The 17,357-nt window shown below is 71.5% G+C and carries 15 protein-coding genes; 4 read left to right on the forward strand and 11 right to left on the reverse strand.

What is annotated here, in order from left to right; all coding sequences use genetic code 11:
* Positions 1-67: 67 nt before the first annotated feature.
* From FRANEAN1_RS20925 to FRANEAN1_RS20935, 3 genes are read right to left on the reverse strand one after another with little or no spacing between them, the layout of a single operon-like run.
* Entirely contained in the window at positions 68-1,156 is a 1,089-nt protein-coding gene (locus tag FRANEAN1_RS20925; protein ID WP_020461819.1) for an acyl-CoA dehydrogenase family protein, read from the reverse strand.
* A complete protein-coding gene (locus tag FRANEAN1_RS20930) occupies positions 1,143-2,048 on the reverse strand; it encodes an acyl-CoA dehydrogenase family protein (RefSeq protein ID WP_020461820.1) in 906 nt (301 codons plus the stop codon). The genes FRANEAN1_RS20925 and FRANEAN1_RS20930 overlap by 14 nt, the downstream gene beginning before the upstream one ends.
* Positions 2,026-3,429, reverse strand: coding sequence for an AMP-binding protein (locus FRANEAN1_RS20935; protein WP_020461821.1), 1,404 nt, complete (start codon positions 3,427-3,429; stop codon positions 2,026-2,028). Before FRANEAN1_RS20935 ends, FRANEAN1_RS20930 begins: the two co-directional genes overlap by 23 nt.
* Positions 3,430-3,558: 129 nt before the next feature.
* Between FRANEAN1_RS20935 and FRANEAN1_RS20940 the strand changes: the two genes are divergently transcribed.
* Positions 3,559-4,548: a ferredoxin--NADP reductase gene (locus FRANEAN1_RS20940; protein ID WP_020461822.1), complete on the forward strand. Its 990-nt coding sequence runs from the start codon at positions 3,559-3,561 to the stop codon at positions 4,546-4,548.
* Here the strand turns inward: FRANEAN1_RS20940 and FRANEAN1_RS20945 are convergent.
* From FRANEAN1_RS20945 to FRANEAN1_RS20975, 7 genes are all read right to left on the reverse strand, one after another.
* Positions 4,539-5,591, reverse strand: a complete 1,053-nt coding sequence (locus FRANEAN1_RS20945) for a CoA transferase (RefSeq protein ID WP_020461823.1) — start codon at positions 5,589-5,591, stop codon at positions 4,539-4,541. The two genes, FRANEAN1_RS20940 and FRANEAN1_RS20945, sit on opposite strands and share 10 nt — an antisense overlap.
* Positions 5,588-6,544 (reverse strand): TIGR03564 family F420-dependent LLM class oxidoreductase, encoded by a 957-nt coding sequence (locus tag FRANEAN1_RS20950; RefSeq protein WP_020461824.1) that lies wholly within the window; start codon positions 6,542-6,544, stop codon positions 5,588-5,590. The genes FRANEAN1_RS20945 and FRANEAN1_RS20950 overlap by 4 nt, the downstream gene beginning before the upstream one ends.
* 54 nt (positions 6,545-6,598) lie before the next feature.
* Positions 6,599-7,000 (reverse strand): cobalamin B12-binding domain-containing protein, encoded by a 402-nt coding sequence (locus tag FRANEAN1_RS20955; protein WP_020461825.1) that lies wholly within the window; start codon positions 6,998-7,000, stop codon positions 6,599-6,601.
* Positions 7,000-8,577, reverse strand: coding sequence for a methylmalonyl-CoA mutase family protein (locus FRANEAN1_RS20960; protein WP_020461826.1), 1,578 nt, complete (start codon positions 8,575-8,577; stop codon positions 7,000-7,002). Before FRANEAN1_RS20960 ends, FRANEAN1_RS20955 begins: the two co-directional genes overlap by 1 nt.
* Before the next feature lie 148 nt (positions 8,578-8,725).
* Positions 8,726-10,159, reverse strand: a complete 1,434-nt coding sequence (locus FRANEAN1_RS20965; RefSeq protein ID WP_020461827.1) for a FadD3 family acyl-CoA ligase — start codon at positions 10,157-10,159, stop codon at positions 8,726-8,728.
* A complete protein-coding gene (locus FRANEAN1_RS20970; RefSeq protein WP_020461828.1) occupies positions 10,156-11,334 on the reverse strand; it encodes an amidohydrolase family protein in 1,179 nt (392 codons plus the stop codon). Before FRANEAN1_RS20970 ends, FRANEAN1_RS20965 begins: the two co-directional genes overlap by 4 nt.
* A 30-nt stretch (positions 11,335-11,364) precedes the next feature.
* On the reverse strand, positions 11,365-12,960 hold the full coding sequence (locus tag FRANEAN1_RS20975) for an AMP-binding protein (protein ID WP_020461829.1): 1,596 nt from the start codon (positions 12,958-12,960) through the stop codon (positions 11,365-11,367).
* Between the two features lie 266 nt (positions 12,961-13,226).
* On the opposite strand from FRANEAN1_RS20975, the gene FRANEAN1_RS20980 reads away from it, so the two are divergent.
* Positions 13,227-13,946, forward strand: coding sequence for an enoyl-CoA hydratase/isomerase family protein (locus FRANEAN1_RS20980; protein WP_020461830.1), 720 nt, complete (start codon positions 13,227-13,229; stop codon positions 13,944-13,946).
* A gap of 146 nt (positions 13,947-14,092) precedes the next feature.
* Here the strand turns inward: FRANEAN1_RS20980 and FRANEAN1_RS20985 are convergent, their stop codons facing one another.
* Complete coding sequence (locus FRANEAN1_RS20985) at positions 14,093-15,295, reverse strand: CoA transferase (RefSeq protein ID WP_041254513.1); 1,203 nt, start codon at positions 15,293-15,295, stop codon at positions 14,093-14,095.
* 462 nt (positions 15,296-15,757) lie between these two features.
* On the opposite strand from FRANEAN1_RS20985, the gene FRANEAN1_RS20990 reads away from it, so the two are divergent.
* Positions 15,758-16,564: a TauD/TfdA family dioxygenase gene (locus tag FRANEAN1_RS20990; RefSeq protein WP_020461832.1), complete on the forward strand. Its 807-nt coding sequence runs from the start codon at positions 15,758-15,760 to the stop codon at positions 16,562-16,564.
* Positions 16,561-17,265, forward strand: coding sequence for an SDR family NAD(P)-dependent oxidoreductase (locus tag FRANEAN1_RS20995; RefSeq protein WP_020461833.1), 705 nt, complete (start codon positions 16,561-16,563; stop codon positions 17,263-17,265). The genes FRANEAN1_RS20990 and FRANEAN1_RS20995 overlap by 4 nt, the downstream gene beginning before the upstream one ends.
* Positions 17,266-17,357: the final 92 nt, after the last annotated feature.

Here is a 17,357-nt window from a genome sequence, read left to right on the forward strand (position 1 = left end):
GCCTCGGCGGTGGCGCGGGGAGTGGCTCCCCGCGCCACCGCCGACCGGCGGTGGCGCCCGTTCCGGGTCAGCCCTCCAGGCCGATGATGCGGGTCGCGATGATGTTCTTCTGGATCTGCGACGTACCGCCCATGACGCTCTGCGAGCGGCTGTAGAGGTAGGTGCCCAGCAGCTCGGCGTCGCGAGTGCCGCCCGCGTCCAGCGAGGCGTGCCCCACCGACTGCTCGACCCAGGTCATCAACAGCTTGTCCAGCGAGCCGTCCGGGCCGTGGCTGAGCCCGTCGAGCTGCTCGGACAGCCGCCGGCGCACGTGCAGGCGCAGCATCTCGGTCTGCACGGCGGCCCACCGCAGCGACTCCGACGGCTCCCCGTCCAGGCGGGCCGCCAGGTTGCGCACGGTCTTTCCGTACCGCGCGGTGAAGCCCAGCGTCGAGGGCTCCCGCTCGTGGCTGACGACCGTCATGGCCAGCTTCCAGCCCTCGCCGGGCGCGCCGACTATCTGGTCGGCCGGCACCGTCGCGCCGTCGAACAGGACCTGGCCGAACTCCTTGGTCACCCCGCTGATCATCGGCAGCGGGCGCTGCTCGATGCCCGGCTGGTGCATGTTCACGATGAATCCGGAGATGCCCTTGTGCCGTGGGGCGTCCGGGTCGGTGCGGGCGAGCACGAGGCACCAGTCGGCGTCATCGGAGTAGCTCGTCCAGATCTTGTGGCCGTTGAGGACGTAGTGGTCGCCCTCCAGGGTGGCCGTCGTGGTCAGGGAGGCCAGGTCGGAGCCGGCGCCGGGCTCGCTGAAGCCCTGGCACCAGCGCTCAGCGCCGTTGATCATGCCCGGCAGGAATCGCTGCCGCAGCTCCTCGCTGCCGTGCCGGCCCAGGCCGATGACCAGGTAGCCCAGGCTCGGCCGCGCCGGCGCGCCGGCGCGGGCCAGCTCCTCGTCGACGATCACGTCGTAGACGGGCGGCAGCTCCTGGCCGCCGTACGCCTTCGGCCAGGAGGTCCCGAAGAACCCGCCCGCGTACAGGGCCTGGTGCCACTGCGCCGCCTTGGCCCAGTACTCGTCACCCGACGTCGGGAACTTCTTCGCGTTCTCGGCGAGCCAGTCCTGCAGCCGCGTGCGGAAGGCGGCCTCCTCCGGCGAGTCACGAAAGTCCAAGGTCGATCTCCTCCAGAGAGACGGGGAACAGCGCGCCGGACGTCAGCGCGCGGCGCAGGAAGACGTGGGCGAGGCACTCCCAGGTGTTGCCGATGCCGCCGTGCACCTGGATCGACGTCTCGCAGATGGTCCGCGCGGCGCGCTCGGTGTAGACCTTCGCGAACCGGCCGGCCCGCAGCGCCTCCGCCGGGTCCAGCTCGTCGACCGCCCAGGCGGCGTAGCGCAGGATGCTGACCGAGCCCTCGATCAGCGCGAGGCTCTCGGCCAGCAGGTGGGCCACGGCCTGGAACGAGCCGATCGTCTTGCCGTACTGGCTGCGTACCTTCGCGTAGTCGCAGGCGAGGGCGTGCGCGCCGCGGGCGGCGCCCAGGATGTCGGCGGTGGTGACGGCCAGCGCCAGCGCCTGCCAGCGCTGCGCGGCCTCCGCCGTGAGCTCCCCGACCGTCGTGACGGGGTCGGCGACGGCGGCGTTCGTCCGGGTGAGGTCGATCCCGAACACCGGCTCGCCGACGCCGGTCGTCTCGACCCGGGTGTCCCGCAGCCGCAGGGCGGCGCGCAGGCCGCGGGCGTCCACCGCCTCGTCGCCGACGGCGAGCGCCACCGGCTCGGCCGCCACGCCGGACCTGGCCTGCAGGTCGTCGGCGAGCACGGGCCCGAGGAAGGGGACGTCGACCAGGCCGCGGGCGAACTCCTCCACGACGAGGGCGACCTCGACTCCGGAGGCGCCGTCGGAGCGCAGCGAGCGCCACCCGGTGGCGGCGACCGCCTTCTCCAGCCGCGCCGCGCGGTCGGCGTCGTCGAGATCGATGACCGATCCCGGGCCGAGGTCGTCGGCCAGCCGGGCGGCCGCCTCGCGCAGCTCCCGCTGCTCAGTCGTCAGACGTACGTCCATAGCGCTCCTTGAGGACTCGCCGCAGTACCTTGCCCGAGGGCAGGCGGGGGATTTCTTCCACGAGCTCGATCCGGCGGGGCCGCTTGTAGGAGGCGAGCCGTTCGCCCACCCACGCGACGAGCTCCGCCGGGTCGACCTGGGTACTCGTCACGACGGCCGCGACGAGCACCTCGCCGTCGGCCGTGTCGGGGAGGCCGAACACGGCGCAGTCGGCGACCGCGGGGTGCGCGTGCAGCACACCCTCGACCTCGGCGGGCGCGACCTGGAAGCCGCGCACCTTGACCATCTCCTTGACCCGGTCGGTGAGCCGGAGCCACCCGTCCGCGTCGAGGTTGCCGACGTCGCCGGTGCGGTACCAGCCGTCGTCGAACGCGTCCGCCGTCGCCTCGGCGGGCAGGTAGCCGGCCATCAGCGACTCGGCGCGGGCCTGGATCTCGCCGGTCTCGCCGGGGCCGACCGGCGCTCCGCTCTCCAGCGACACCACCCGCAGCCGCACGCCCGGCACGGCGCGGCCGACGCTGTCGAGCCGGGCGCCCGCGAGCGGGTTGCAGGCGATGACCGGCAGCTCACTGGCCCCGTAGGCGGGCACCCAGCCGACGCCCGTGCGCCTGGTGACGGTCTCGGCGACGCTGGCCGTCACCGGTGTCGCGCCCCACATGATGTACCGCAGCGACGACAGGTCGAAGGACTCCAGCGTGGGGTGGGCGGCGATGGCCAGCGCGATCGGCGCGACGGCCATCTCGACGGTGATCCGGTCGGTCTCGATCGAGCGCAGCATCAGCTCGAGGTCGAACCGGCGGTGCAGCCGCATCCAGGCGCCGGTCTCCAGCGCGGTGACGATGTTGAGCAGGCCGAGGATGTGCGAGGGCGGGGTGGTGATCTGGACGCGGTCCGCGGCGGTGAGGCCGAGTGCGTCGCGCCAGTGCCCGACGGCCGCGCCGAACGAGGCCCGCGTGTGCCGGGCGGCCTTCGGCAGGCCGGTCGTGCCGGAGCTGAAGACCAGTAGCGCGTCGGCGTGCGGGTCCGGTGTCGGGAACGGCCCCTCCCCCGCGCCGATCGGCTCGTCGAGGTGCCACATCGGCAGCAGCTCGGCCAGCGCGTCCTGGTCACCGATGGCATGCGCGGGCTCGGTGACGGCCAGCGCGTGTTCGATCTCGGCCCGCCGCCAGGACGGGCTCAGCAGTACGATGGCCGCACCCAGTCGCCAGACAGCCCGGACGGCCAGTACGAACTCCGGCCGGTTCGAGGCCATCAGCGCGACGCGTTCCCCCGCCCGGACCCCATGTTTCGCCAACGCCGTGGCCAGCCCGTCCGTCAGCGCGTCGAGTCGCTCGAGGCTGTACCGCTGTTCCTCGAAGACGAGCGCGGGGCGGTCACTCACTGCCGCTCCTTTCGGACGGTCACGTCAACGCGGAGGCAGGCACGGGACGGCGTCGCGAACCTCCCCGGTTCGCATGCGGAAATTATATTCTCATGTCAGCAGAATCTTCATACCAGAAGGAGGCCGTCGATGCCGAGAGCCCCTCTGTTCCAGAGGGCGACCGTCACCCGGACCGTTCACGAGACCGCTGACGCGCGTACCTTCGTGCTCGCTCCGCGCGAGGGATCGTTCACGTACCGGGCCGGCCAGTTCGTCACGTTCCGGGTGCAGATCGACGGCGAGGAGCTCCTGCGCTCGTATTCGATGTCCAGCGCCCCGGAAACCGACTCCGAGCTCATGACCACCGTAAAGCGGGTGCCGGGCGGCCGGGTGTCGAACTGGCTGATCGACAACGTCAGCGCGGGCGACGAGGTCGAGGTCACCGAGCCCAAGGGCATCTTCTGCCTGCAGGAGAGCGACGTCCCCCTGCTGGGTTTCTGCGGCGGCAGCGGAATCACCCCGATCATCTCGCTCGCCAAGAGCGCACTGTCGGGCACGGACCGCACTGTCCGGCTGCTGTGCGCCGACCGCGACCAGCCCTCAATGATCTTCGAGCGGGCGCTGGCGGAACTCGTCGAGAAGTACCCGGACCGCCTTTCCGTCGTGCGGCACCTCGACGCCGACCGCGGATTCCTCGACGACGCCGCCATCAAGGCGTTCGTCGGTGCCGACGGCAACGCCGACTGCTACATCTGCGGCCCCGAGCCGTTCATGGATCTCGTCGAGAGGGCGTTTCCCGGGCCCGGGCGGGTCTTCGTCGAACGCTTCGGCACCCCGGCCAGCAGTGAGCCCGCCGGCGAGGAGGTCGAGGGAACCGTCACCATCATCCTGGGCCGGAAGAAGATCTCCGTAACCAGGCGCGAGGGCGAGACCTTCCTCGAAAGCGCGCGGCGCGGCGGCCTGGCCCCGCCGTTCTCCTGTGAGTCCGGAACCTGCGCCACCTGCATCGCGAAGCTGGTGGAGGGCACCGCGACGATGCGGGTCAACGACGCCCTCACCCAGGACGAGATCGACGACGGCTACGTTCTGACCTGTCAGGGAGTGCCCGACTCTTCCTCGGCCGTCGTCCGCTACGAGTGATCGGGCCGGCCGCCGTGCTCGCCCAGGCGAGGCGGCGGCCCGTAGACGGGCTCGTAGCCCGCTACGCGGATCGGGCTGCCGACGAGCCGGAAGTCGCCGGCGGTCACCACGACCTCGGGGGTGGCCGCCAGCGCCTCGGGCAGCGTGCGCACCTTCGCCGCCGGCACACCCAGCCGCCGCAGGCGGTCCTCCCAGTTCGCGGCGGTGTCCGCGGCGAGGGCCGCGGTGACCACCGCGAGGACCTCCTCGCGGCGCGCCGCGCGCTCGGCCATCGTCGCGAAGCCGCTCACCCCCGCCTCGGTGGCGAACGAGCGCCAGAAGCCGTCGTGGGTGACGAACAGGGCGAGGTATCCGTCCGCGGTCGGGAAGAGCTGGGCGGGGACGTAGTAGGAGTGCGCGCCGAAAGGCAGCCGGCGCGGCTCGACCCCGTCGTTGAGGTAGGCCGCCGCGCGGTAGTTGAGCTGGGAGAGCATCACGTCGCGCAGCGAGACCTCGAGCTGGCCGCCGCGGCCGGAGACGATCTGGGCCAGCAGCGCGACCGCGGCGGTGAGGCCGGCGGAGTTGTCCGCCGAGGAGTAGCCGGGCAGGGTCGGCGGGCCGTCCGGGTCGCCGGTGAGCGCGGCGATGCCCGTGGCGGCCTGGATCACGTAGTCGAACGCCGGGTCGTCACCCGCCGACAGGCCGAAGCCGGTCAGCGCGACACAGACGAGCTTCTCGTTGTACTTGCGCAGGTCCTCGTAGGTCAGGCCGAACCGGCGGATCGCCGACGGCTTGAGGTTGACCAGCAGCGCGTGCGCGTCGGCGGCGAGCTCACCGAGCCGGGCCCGGCCGTCCTCGCTGGTCAGGTCGAGACGGATGCTGCGCTTGCCGCGGTTGATGCTGGCGAAGTAGGCGTCGCTCACCTGCCGGGAGAGGTCACCGCCCGGTGGTTCGAGCTTGGTGACCTCCGCGCCGAGGTCGGCGAGCACCATCGTCGCGTACGGGCCGGCGAGGATGTGGCCGACCTCGAGGATGCGGATGCCGTCGAGCGGTCCGGCGCTCATCTCACTTCCGCCGCGAGGGCGGCGATCACTTCCCGGGTGCGGCGCTTGGAGGCGACCAGCTCGTCCCGGTTGTCGCCGATGGGCAGCAGCCGCACCGACAGGTCGGTGACGCCCGCGTCGGCGAACTGCCGGAACCGGGCCAGGATCGCCGCCTCGTCGCCGGCCGCGCACAGGTCGCCGACGCTCGTGGCGTCGCCCTGGTCGAGCAGCCGCTGGTAGTTCGGGGAGACCTCGGCCTCGCCGAGGATGCGGTTCGCCCGCTCCCGGGCCTTGTCGACATCGGCCGGCGCGCACAGGCAGACCGGGATGCCCGCCACGATCCGCGGCGCCGGGCGGCCCGCCTCCTGGGCGGCCTTGGTGATCCGCGGCGCCACGTGGTCGGCGACCGCGCGCTCGTCGGCCAGCCACAGCACCGTCCCGTCGGCGTGCTCGCCGGCGATGCGCAGCATCACCGGGCCGAGCGCGGCGATGAACACGGGCAGCGGGGCGATCGGGCCGATCTCGAGCGGGTTGTGCACCCGGAAGGTGTCGTTCTCGACGTCCACCGGGCCGGGCCCGTGCAGTGCGACGTTGAGGACCTCGAGGTAGTCGCGGGTGAACGCCGCCGGCTTGTCGTAGGGCAGGCCGAGCATGTCCCGCACGATCCAGTGGTGCGACGGCCCGACGCCCAGCGCCAGCCGCCCGTTGGTCGCCGCCTGCGCTGACAGCGTCTGGCGCGCCAGCGCCACCGGGTGCTGGGCCTGCAGCGGGACGACTGCCGTGCCCAGCTCGATCCGCTCCGTGCGCGCGCCCATCAGCGAGACGGCGATCAGGGCGTCGAAGTCCGAGGGCACCTGGGGGATCCAGGCGGTGTCCATCCCCGCGCTCTCGGCCCACAACACGTCGTCGATCATCCGCCCGACCTTGCGCGCGGAGTCACCCCGCTCCGGTCCGATCATCACGCCGACCCGCACTGGACCCCTCCAGGTCTCGAATGTTTCCGATGTCTCGCTGCGCCGTACCCCGGATCAGGGCGCGGTGGGTGTCGAGGTCAGCGCGCGGACCTCGGTGACCAGCTGCTCGAGCGGGGTGCCGGTCGGGAACACCCCGGCGGCGCCCACCTCGAGCAGTCTGGGGACGTCCGCCGGCGGGATGGTGCCGCCGACGACGACGGCGATGTCGCCGGCGTCCGCCGCCCGCAGCGCCTCGATGGTGCGCGTGGTCAGCGCGATGTGCGCGCCGGAGAGGATGCTCAGCCCGACGACCGCGACGTCCTCCTGCAGCGCGATGGTCACGATGTCCTCGACGCGCTGCCGGATGCCGGTGAACACGACCTCGAAGCCGGCGTCGCGCAACGCCCGCGCGACGATCTTGGCCCCGCGGTCGTGCCCGTCCAGGCCGGGCTTGGCGACCAGTACCCGCGCCGGCATCAGAACACCACCGGCTGCTGGAACTCGCCCCAGACGTTCTTGAGGGTGGCGACCATCTCGCCCACCGTGCAGTAGGCGTTGGCGCAGTCGATCAGGTTGTGCATCAGGTTCCCGTTCCCCTCCGCGGCGCGGGCCAGCGCGTCGAGGCTGGCCCGGACGGCCGCGGCGTCGCGCTCGCCCTTGACCTTCGCCAGCCGCTTCAGCTGCCGCTCGCGGCCTTCGGCGTCCAGTTCGTAGGTGGCGAGGTCGGGCGCCGGCTCGTCGGAGACGAACCGGTTCACGCCGACGATCGGCACCTTTCCGCTCTCGATGTCCTGGTGCAGCTGGTACGCCTCGTCGGCGATCATGCCCTGGAGGTAGCCGTCCTCGATCGCGCGGACCATGCCGCCGTGCTGCTCGAGGTCGTCCATGATCTCGATGATGCGGGCCTCGGTGGCGTCGGTGAGCGCCTCGACGAAGTACGAGCCGCCCAGCGGGTCGGCGGTGCGGGTCACCCCCGTCTCGTAGGCGAGGATCTGCTGGGTGCGCAGCGCGAGCGTCGCCGACTCCTCGCTGGGCAGCGCGAACGGCTCGTCCCAGGCCGCGGTGAACATCGACTGCACGCCGCCGAGCACCGAGGCCATCGCCTCGTAGGCGACCCGGACGATGTTGTTCTGCGCCTGCGGCGCGTACAGCGACGCCCCGCCGGCCACGCAGCCGAAGCGGAACATCGACGCCTTGTCGGCGGTGGCGCCGTAGCGCTCCCGGACGATGGTCGCCCACCGCCGCCGGCCCGCCCGGTACTTGGCGATCTCCTCGAAGAAGTCGCCGTGGGTGTAGAAGAAGAACGACACCTGCGGCGCGAACTTCTCGATCGACAGCCGACCGCGCTCGATCACCGTGTCGCAGTAGGTGACGCCGTCGGCGAGGGTGAACGCCATCTCCTGTACCGCGTTCGCGCCGGCGTCCCGGAAGTGCGCGCCGGCCACGGAGATCGCGTTGAAGCGCGGCACCTCCTCGGCGCAGAACTCGATGGTGTCGGCGATCAGGCGCAGCGACGGCTCCGGCGGCCAGATCCACGTCCCGCGGGAGGCGTACTCCTTGAGGATGTCGTTCTGGATCGTCCCGGTCAGCTTGGCCCGGGGCACCCCGGAGCGCTCCGCGGCCGCCACGTAGAAGGCCAGCAGGATCGCGGCGGTGCCGTTGATCGTGAAGCTGGTGCTGATCTTGTCCAGCGGGATGCCCTCGAAGAGCACCTCGGCGTCGGCGAGCGTGTCGACGGCGACGCCGACCCGGCCGACCTCCTCGGTCACCTCCGGGTCGTCGGAGTCGTACCCGCACTGGGTGGGCAGGTCGAGGGCCACCGACAGGCCCGTGCCGCCCTGCTCGAGCAGGTAGCGGTAGCGGTTGTTGGACTCCTCGGCGGTGCCGAAGCCGGAGTACTGGCGGAACGTCCACGTGCGCCCGCGGTACCCGGAGGCGTAGTTGCCGCGGGTGAACGGAAACTTGCCCGGCGCGGGCGGTTCGGTGCCGCGGTCCGCCGGCCCGTACACCGGCTCCACCGGCAGGCCGGAGTTGGTCTGGACAGAATCGCTCATCGTCGCTTCGACACTTTCTGGAGACGGAACGTCGACACCGGGGCCGGGCCCGGGACCGCGGCGCTCAGCGGGTGCCGGCCGCGCGCCGGCTGCCGGCGGCGCGCGCGAGCCACGGGCATCTGGGTCACCTGATCACCTGGTCACCTGGTCACCGCAGGTTGTCCTTCATCACCTTTCCCGAGGCGTTCAGCGGGAGGCTCTCGAGAAACTCCACCGTCCTCGGCACCTTGAACCCCGCCATCCTGCCCTTGCTCCAGGTGATCAGCTCATCCGCGGTGACCGGGGCGCGCCGGACGACGAAGGCCTTGCCGACCTCGCCCATCCGCTCGTCCGGGACGCCGATGACGGCCGCCTGCGCGACCGCGGGGTGCTCGAGCAGGAACCCCTCGATCTCGGCCGGGTAGGCGTTGAAGCCCCCGACGATGAACATGTCCTTCTTGCGGCCGACGATCCGCAGGTGCCCCCGCTCGTCGAGCGTGCCGAGGTCACCGGTGTGCAGCCAGCCGTCGGGGTCGATCGCCTCGGCGGTGGCGACCGGGTCGTCGAGGTAGCCCTGCATCACCGTGTACCCGCGGACGAGCACCTCGCCGTCGTCGGCGACGGCCACCTCGACACCGTCGCAGGCGGTGCCGACCGTGGTCGCGATGTCCACGAACGAGTCGCCCGGCCTCGACGCGGTCGCCGTCCCCGCCTCGGTGAGGCCGTAGCCGGTCATGATCGACCGGAACGGCAGCTCGTCACGCATCCGCCGGATCAGCTCGACAGGGATGTCGGCCGACCCGGTGACGGCGCACCGCAGCGAGGCCAGCGCGGTCTTGTCCGGCACCGCCAGCAGCGAGTGGTAGAGCGTCGGCGGGCCGGGCAGCATCGTGATCTTCTCGCGCTCGACCAGCTCGATCAGCTTGTCGATCTCGAAGACCGCCATCGGCACGATCGTCGCGCCGCGGATGAGCGCCGCGACGAGGCCCGCCTTGTACCCGAAGTTGTGGAAGAACGGGTTCACGCAGAGGTAGCGGTCGCCCTCGCGCAGGTCGGCGAGCTCGCACCACTCCTCGTACAGCCGCAGCGTCTGCCGGTGGTTCATCATGACGCCCTTGGGACGCCCGGTCGTGCCCGAGGTGAACAGGATGTCGGCGGTCTCGTCGCCGTCCTGGCCCACCGGCCCGTCGAGCGGCGCGCCGCTCGACAGGAAGCCCGACTTGATGTCAACGGCGGGGACACAGGTGGTGCCGGCGTAGACCTGCCCGAGGAAACCCTCCTGGACCAGGACCATCTTGGCCCCGCTCCGGCGGAGGATGTCGTCGGCCTCCTCCGCCTTGTACCGGGTGTTCACCGGCACCAGAACCCCGCCGGCGGTCAGCAGCCCGAAGGCCGCGATGATCCACTCGGCGGAGTTCGGCGCCCAGATCGCGACCCGGTCACCCTTGCCCACCCCCGCCGCCGCGAACGAGCCCGCGGCGGCACGGATGCGGTCGACCAGCTCGGTGTAGGTGAGGCGCAGCGCACCGTCGACGACCGCCTCGGCGTCGTCGAAGCGGTCGGCCGCGCTCAGCACCATCTCCGGGATGGTTTCCCATTTCATCCCGAGATCAGCCTGGCCAGGTTTCCGCCCATGATCAGGGCCTTCTCCTCGTCGGTGAGGTTCTTGAGCTCGTCGACGAAGCTGGCCGGGTCACCGAGGCCCTCGGGGTGCGGGAAGTCCGAGCCGAACAGCACCCGCTCGACGCCGAGCAGCTCGGCGAGGTCGGCCATGTTCTCTTCCCAGAACGGGCTGATGTGCACGTTGCGCCGCAGCACCGACACCGGCTCCTCGGCGAACTGCTGCGGGTACTTCTTGTAGACGTCCTTCAGGGTCTTGATCAGCGGGCCGACCCAGGAGGCGCCGTTCTCGACTACGGCGATCTTCAGGCTCGGGAACCGGGACAGCGCGCCGTGGCAGATCAGCGCGGCCACCGAGTCCTCGATCGGCCGCCACTGGCCGATCATCCGGAACACGTCCGGCTGGAACGGCAGGAACTCGCGCTTGTTGCTCTCCCAGTCGTCGGTGTAACGGCTGTAGCCGCTGTCCGAGGAGTGCAGCGTGACCAGCAGGTCGTGCTCGACGACCTTCTCCCAGAACGGGTCGAACTCCGGCAGGCCGAACGACCGCGAGCCGCTGAACCCGGGGACCGGCGCCGGACGGATCAGGATCGCCCGCGCACCGCGCTCGACGACCCACTCCAGCTCCTCGATCGCCTTCTCCACGATCGGCAGCGTGATCACCGGGGTGGTGAAGATCCGGTTCTCGTAGTTGAACTGCCACGTCTCGTACAGCCACTCGTTGAGCGCGTGGATGACGATGTGGGTCAGCTCCGGGTCGTCGCTCATCCGCTCCTCGAGCAGACTCGCGAGCGTCGGGAACATCAGCGTCCGCTCGATGCCCTGCTCGTCCATGAGCTCGAGGCGGGACTTCGGCTCGCGGAAGGCCGGGATCGAGCGCATCGGCTTACCGATGATCTCCCGGTAGGACTTGCCCTCCGGGTTTCCGATGCGGAAGTAGTCCTCCTGCGCACCGGGCCGGGCGACGACCTCGAAGGTCGGATTGGGGATGTACTCGCTGATGTGACCCCGGACGGCGATCTTGGTCCGGCCGTCCACCTCGACGTACCGGATCGCGCCCTTGAACTCCTCGGGCAGGTACTTGGTGAACGCGTCCTGGGTCTCGTACAGGTGGTTGTCCGCGTCGAAGATCGGGTACGGCGGCACTCGCGTAGACATTGAGATCCTCCCTTACTGATAAGGAGAACCCTATTCTCTTCCCTGCCCAGCCGCAATGTGTCCCGACGGGTCCCCCTGCCGGCCCCCCTGCGGGACGGCGCGCAGCTCCCGGCGGAGCACGGCCTTCTGGATTTTACCGCTGGGCGTCCGGGGGAAGTCCTCGATCGCGCGAAGCTCCTCGGGCCACTTCTGCCGGGCCAGACCGGCCCGCGCGAAGTGCGCCTGCACCTCCTCCAGGGTGGGCAGCTCGCTCCCGGGCTGCAGCCGCAGGATCGCGGCGGCGTGCTCGCCGAGCCTGGCGTCGGGGGCCGCGACCACCGCGACCTCGGCGACCTCGGGCATGGTGAGCAGCACCTCCTCGACCTCGAGCGCGCTGATGTTCTCCCCGCCGCGGATGATGAAGTCCGCCTTGCGGTCGACGATCGTAAGGTAGCCGTCGGCGTCGAGGACACCGACATCGCCCGTGCGGTACCAGCCGTCGGCGTCGAAGACCTGCTCGGTCAGGGCCTCGTCGAGGTAGCCGAGGCAGAGGTCCGGGCCGCGGCTGAGGATCTCGCCGTCGGCGTCGAGGCGGATCTCCACCCCGGGCAGCGGGTCCCCGTCGGTGAACAGCCGCTTCTCCGCCGGCGCGGTGTGGCGCGAGCCGGTGATCGACGGATGCTCGGTGCTGCCGTAGGACCGGAAGACGGTGATGCCGAGCTCGTCCAGCCGGGTGGTGACCGCCGCCGGCACGGACGACCCGCCCAGCCCGGCGTACTTCATCGCCGGCAGGTGCTGCTCGGGCGAAAAGCTCGGGTGGTCCAGCAGGCTCGTCACGAAGTAGGTGGCGCCGCCGCCGACAGTCAGCCCGTCGCTCACCATCAGTTCCAGGGCCCGGGCCGGGTCCCAGACGTCGGCCAGGTTGATCGGCCGGCCGTCCAGGACGGGGATCAGGAACGCGTTCAGCATGCCGATGAAGTGCCCCACCGGCGCGGCGGTGAGCTGGCGGCCGCGGTCCGGCGGGTAGAGGCCGGCGAGCTGGCGCGTCTCGAAGCCGAGGGTCTGATGGGTGTGGATGACCCCCTTGGGGTCACGGGTGGTTCCCGAGGTGAACGCGATCACCGCCTGGGCGGCCGGATCGGTGGCGATCACGCCGGGCAGCGGAGCGTCGGCGAGCAGCTCGTCGAAGTCGCGGCCGACCACGCCGACGACGGGGACGTCCCGGCTCAGGTCGGGCTGGTACTCCATCCGCCCGAAGCCCTCGGCGGTGACGAAGACCTTGGGTGAGGTCCGCTCCAGGATGTGGCCGAGCTCTTTGCGCCCGTAGAAGTGCACGACGGGGACCACAACCGCCCCGAGGAAGGACGACGCCCAGAAGACGGCGGCCGCCTCCATCCAGTTCGGCAGCTGGAAGACGACGACGTCACCGGGGCCGACACCGCGGGCGCGCAGGCCGGCGGCGAGCCGGCGGGCGACCTGCTCGACATCACGGAACGTCCCGGACCACGGCCGGACCGCCGAGTGCACGCGGAACTCGGCGCCGGGGGTCGCGTCGAGGCCGGCGGCGAGCAGGTCGCCCAGCGTCTCGGGTGTCCACCACCCCTCGTTCTCGTACCGTTTGACCAGCTCAGGTGGGATCGTGCGCATGACGCGAGCTCCGATCTCTGGCGATACCTAGACTCTCTCAGGCAGAGAAGACAAGTTCCACCTCTCCCGACGGCCAGCGGCGCCGGCGCCTGGCCGGCCGGGTGCCGGTCAGGCGCCGGCGAGCGCCCCCGGACGGTGGCGGGACGGGCCGCGGGCGCCGCCGAAAGACCCTGCCCGCAGACCGGGAATGGTACTCTCCATTATAAAGAATCTAATTCTCGGATGTTCCTTAGCCGTAGTCGTTCCTCAGCCGTGGAGTCGCGCCCGTGATTGATCTCGAGTTGGATGACGGGCTGGCCGTCATCACCATCGACCGGCCGGAGGCACGCAACGCCATCTCGCTGGCGACCATGGGCGAGCTGGAGAAGGCGCTGGACGCTGCCGCGGGCGCGGGCGCACTCGTCATCCGGGGCGCCGGCGACCGGGCGTTCGTCTCCGGCGGCGACCTCAAGGAGCTCGCCGCACTGCGGACCGAGGACGAGGCCACCGGCATGGCGATGCGGATGCGCCAGATCTGCGACCGGATCGCGGACTTCCCCGCCCCGGTCGTGGCCGCGCTCAACGGGCACGCGCTGGGCGGCGGCGCCGAGGTTGCGGTGGCCGCGGACATCCGCGTCGCCGCCGACGACATCAAGATCGGCTTCACCCAGTCGACTCTGGCGATCATGCCCGCGTGGGGCGGCGCCGAGCGCCTGGCGGACCTGGTCGGGCGGGGCCGTGCGCTACTGCTCGCCGGCACCGGCGTCACCCTCAGCGCGGCCGAGGCCGAGCGGCTCGGCCTGCTCGACCGGGTCCTGCCCCGCGCCGAGTTCGACGCGGGCTGGCGCGCGCTGGCGAGGTCGCTCGCCACTCCCCCGGCCCGGGCGATCAAGTACGTCATGAGCGGCGGGGTCGGCGCCGAGGACGCGGCCCGCACCTTCGCCCAGCTGTGGGTGGCGGACGAGCACTGGGCGGCCGTCGAGCGGGCGACGAAGCGCCCCCGCTGACACGCGGCCGCGGCCGGCCGGCTTCGGCTGTCACCGACCGACCGACCGACCGGCCGGCCGGCCCTGGCGGGCGGCCAGGCCTGCCGACCTCGGCGCTGGCCCTCGCGGGCGGCCGGACTGCCGGCCGCCCGCGACGTGTGTCGGGCTCAGGTGACCGCGCCGGCACCCTTGAGCTCGATGATGCGGTCCCAGTCCAGGCCCAGTTCCATGAGGATCTCCTCGGTCTGGGCGGCGAACTCGGGGGCGGGTCCGAGCTCGGGGGCGGACACGTCGAACTGAACCGGGCTGGAGACGAGCTCGATCTCCCCGGCCGGGAGCAGGTACTCGTTCGCCCGGATCTGGGCGTCGCCGCCCACCTGCAACGAGTCCTGCACCGGGGCCCACGGCCCGGAGAGCGTGGCCAGCCGCTCGGTCCACTCCGCCAGGGTGCGGGCGGCGAACGCCTCCCTGAGCAGCTTCACCGCCTCCTCGGCGTTGGCCGCGATCAGCTCGGCGGTGGCGAACCGCGGGTCGTCGGCCAGCTCCGGCCGGTCGATGTGACGGCAGACGTCCGGCCAGTACCGGCCGGCCTGCAGCATGACGAGCGAGAGGAACCGGCCGTCGGAGGTCCGGTACAGCGCCGACAGCGGGTTGGGCGAGGCGAGCGAGCCGGGCTCGGGGGCCACCAGCGGCTCGTCGAGCATGAGCGACAGGGCGATCGACTGCCCCATCGCCCACAGCCCGCTGCCCAGCAGCGAGACGTCCACGACGGACGGCTCGCCGGTGCGCTCCCGGCTGAACAGGGCCGCCGCGATCCCACCGGCGAGGTTCGTGCCCGAGATCGTGTCGCCGTAGGCCGGCCCCGGCGGCGGCGTCATGCCGTCGCGGCTGCGGGGGGTGATGCTGGCCGCGCAGGAGGCACGCGCCCAGAAGGCGGTCATGTCGAAACCGCCCTTCTCCGACTCGACGCCGCGCGGGCCCAGCGCGCTGCCACGCGCATAGATGATCTTCGGGTTGATCGCGCGGACGTCGTCGACGTCGATGCCGAGACTGCGGCGCGAGCGCGGCAGGAAGCTGGTCAGGAACACGTCCGCGCGCCGGATCAGCTCCTCGAGGACCGCCTTGCCCTCCGGCTTCGACATGTCGAGGCCGAGGCTGCGCTTGCCGCGGTTCGCGTGCTCGATGTTCGGGTTCGGCCCGTCGCCGACCTTGAGGTTGCCGGTCTGCTTCAGCCCACGCTGCGGGTCGCCGGTCACGGCGTGCTCGACCTTGATGACCTCGGCGCCCCAGTCGGCGAGCACCCCGCCCGCGGACGGCACGAAGCCGTACATCGCCACCTCGAGAACCCGGACCCCCTCGAGCGGCCTCATGCGGCCGCCCGCGCGATCGTCTCGTGCTCCACGTGCTCCACGTGCGCCTCCAGCTCCACGGCACCGGCTCCCGGGCATCGCCGTCGGAACCGGCGCGCGGGCACCCGCGTGCCCCGCGCGGCCGCGCCGACCGGCCGACATCGCCGGCAGGACCGACATCGCCGGTAGGGCCGACGTCGCCGGCCGGGGTGAGGCACGGACCGCCGCCACCTGCCGACGCCCGGAAAGGATGACTGAAAGTTACATTCTCGGGACAAGCGAATCAACCGGACCGTCAGTGAGAGCACAGTCGTCAGCCCGGCACCGGCGAAGGCGGCCGGCGACTCCCGGTGATCGTTGCGTGGCAGTGTCCCACCGCCCCGGTGAGGCGCCGTCGCACCTGCCCACGGCGTTCTCCTCACTCGGCCATACGGTCGATCGACTGGCGAGAATATAGTTTCGCTAGAAGAAAAGGAGATTCTCATGGCCAAGACAAGGGCACTCACCCCACACCTGGGAGTCGCCGTCGACGGCGTCGGCGACATCCTGGACGACACCCTGATCAGCCGCTGCGTCGAGGCGCTGAAGTGGCGCGGGGTGCTGCTCGTCCGCGGCGCGCACCTCGACGACGAGGCGCAGCTCGCCTTCAGCCACAAGCTGGGCGATGTCATCTCGCTCGCCGGCAGGGAGATCTTCACGATCTCGCTGGACCCGGCCAAGACCCCGGCCGCCGAGTACCTCAAGGGCACGTTCCACTGGCACATCGACGGGACCAACGACGATGTGCCGAGCAAGGCGACCACCCTGACCGCGCGGCACGTCGCGATGGTCGGCGGCGGGACACAGTTCGCCAGCACCTACGCGGCCTACGAGAGCCTTCCCGAGCTGGAGCGCAAGCGCATCGACGGACTGCGCGTCGTGCACAGCTTCGAGGCGGCGCAGCGGCTGGTGAAGCCGGACCCCACCCCCGAGGAACTGGCCGCCTGGCGTGCCCTTCCCCCGCACGAGACGTCCCTGGTCTGGCGGCGCCGCGACGGCCGCCGCTCGCTGGTGATCGGCGCGACCACCGACCACATCGTCGGCATGGAGGCCGAGGAGAGCCGGGCGCTGCTCGACGAGCTGCTCGACTGGTCCACCCAGGAGCGCTTCAGCTACACCCATGACTGGGAGGTCGGCGACCTGGTCGTCTGGGACAATACCGGGGTACTGCACCGCGCCATGCCCTACGACCCGACCTCCGAGCGGACCATGCAGCGCACGACGATCGTGGGCGACGAGGCGTTCGCGTGAGGACGGCGGTGGTGACCGGCGGTGGTTCGGGCATCGGCCTGGCCGTCGCGGACCGTCTGCGGGCCGATGGGTACAACGTCGCCGTGCTCGACCTGAAGCCCCCGGAGTCCGACCCGACCGGCCCGACGGACGTGACCGACCGGGCCCAGATCGACGCGGCGCTGACCGCCGTCCGGGAGCGGTTCGGGCCGGTGACCGTCCTGGTCAACGCGGCCGGGATCGACGGCTTCCGGCAGTTCGCCAACATCGACTTCGAGACCTGGAAGCGGGTCATCGACGTCAACCTCAACGGCGTCTACCACTGCATCCAGGCGGTTCTACCCGACATGGTCGGCGCAGGCTGGGGGCGCATCGTCAACATCTCGTCGTCCAGCGCGCACTCGGGCCAGCCGCTGATGGCGCACTACGTGGCGGCCAAGTCCGCCGTCAACGGGCTGACCAAGGCCCTGGCGCTGGAGCTGGGCCCGGCCGGCATCACCGTCAACGCGGTGCCGCCCGGATTCGTCGACACCCCCATGCTGCGCGGGGCCGAGGCGCGCGGGCTGCTGGGCGGCACGATCGAGGACCACATCCAGCGCACGCCGGTGCGCCGGGTCGGGCGGGCGGAGGACATCGCGGCGGCCTGCGCCTTCCTGATCTCCGAGGAGGCCGGGTACATCACCGGCCAGATCCTCGGCGTCAACGGCGGGCGCAACACCTGAGGCGGCCCACCGGGCGGTGACGTGACCCGGCGTCGAGCGGGTCGCGGTGCGCGACGGCCGGGCCGCCACGCCACGCCACGCGCCCGCCCGCC

The sequence above is a fragment of the Parafrankia sp. EAN1pec genome (assembly GCF_000018005.1).
In the GTDB taxonomy this organism is placed as follows: domain Bacteria; phylum Actinomycetota; class Actinomycetes; order Frankiales; family Frankiaceae; genus Parafrankia; species Parafrankia soli.

Coding starts and splice junctions, on each gene's coding strand:
- FRANEAN1_RS20930 (WP_020461820.1), bottom strand. CDS start 2,048: ATGGACGTACGTCTGACGACTGAGCAGCGGGAGCTGCGCGAGGCGGCC.
- FRANEAN1_RS20940 (WP_020461822.1), top strand. CDS start 3,559: ATGCCGAGAGCCCCTCTGTTCCAGAGGGCGACCGTCACCCGGACCGTT.
- FRANEAN1_RS20945 (WP_020461823.1), bottom strand. CDS start 5,591: ATGAGCGCCGGACCGCTCGACGGCATCCGCATCCTCGAGGTCGGCCAC.
- FRANEAN1_RS20955 (WP_020461825.1), bottom strand. CDS start 7,000: ATGCCGGCGCGGGTACTGGTCGCCAAGCCCGGCCTGGACGGGCACGAC.
- FRANEAN1_RS20960 (WP_020461826.1), bottom strand. CDS start 8,577: ATGAGCGATTCTGTCCAGACCAACTCCGGCCTGCCGGTGGAGCCGGTG.
- FRANEAN1_RS20965 (WP_020461827.1), bottom strand. CDS start 10,159: ATGAAATGGGAAACCATCCCGGAGATGGTGCTGAGCGCGGCCGACCGC.
- FRANEAN1_RS20970 (WP_020461828.1), bottom strand. CDS start 11,334: ATGTCTACGCGAGTGCCGCCGTACCCGATCTTCGACGCGGACAACCAC.
- FRANEAN1_RS20975 (WP_020461829.1), bottom strand. CDS start 12,960: ATGCGCACGATCCCACCTGAGCTGGTCAAACGGTACGAGAACGAGGGG.
- FRANEAN1_RS20985 (WP_041254513.1), bottom strand. CDS start 15,295: ATGAGGCCGCTCGAGGGGGTCCGGGTTCTCGAGGTGGCGATGTACGGC.
- FRANEAN1_RS20990 (WP_020461832.1), top strand. CDS start 15,758: ATGGCCAAGACAAGGGCACTCACCCCACACCTGGGAGTCGCCGTCGAC.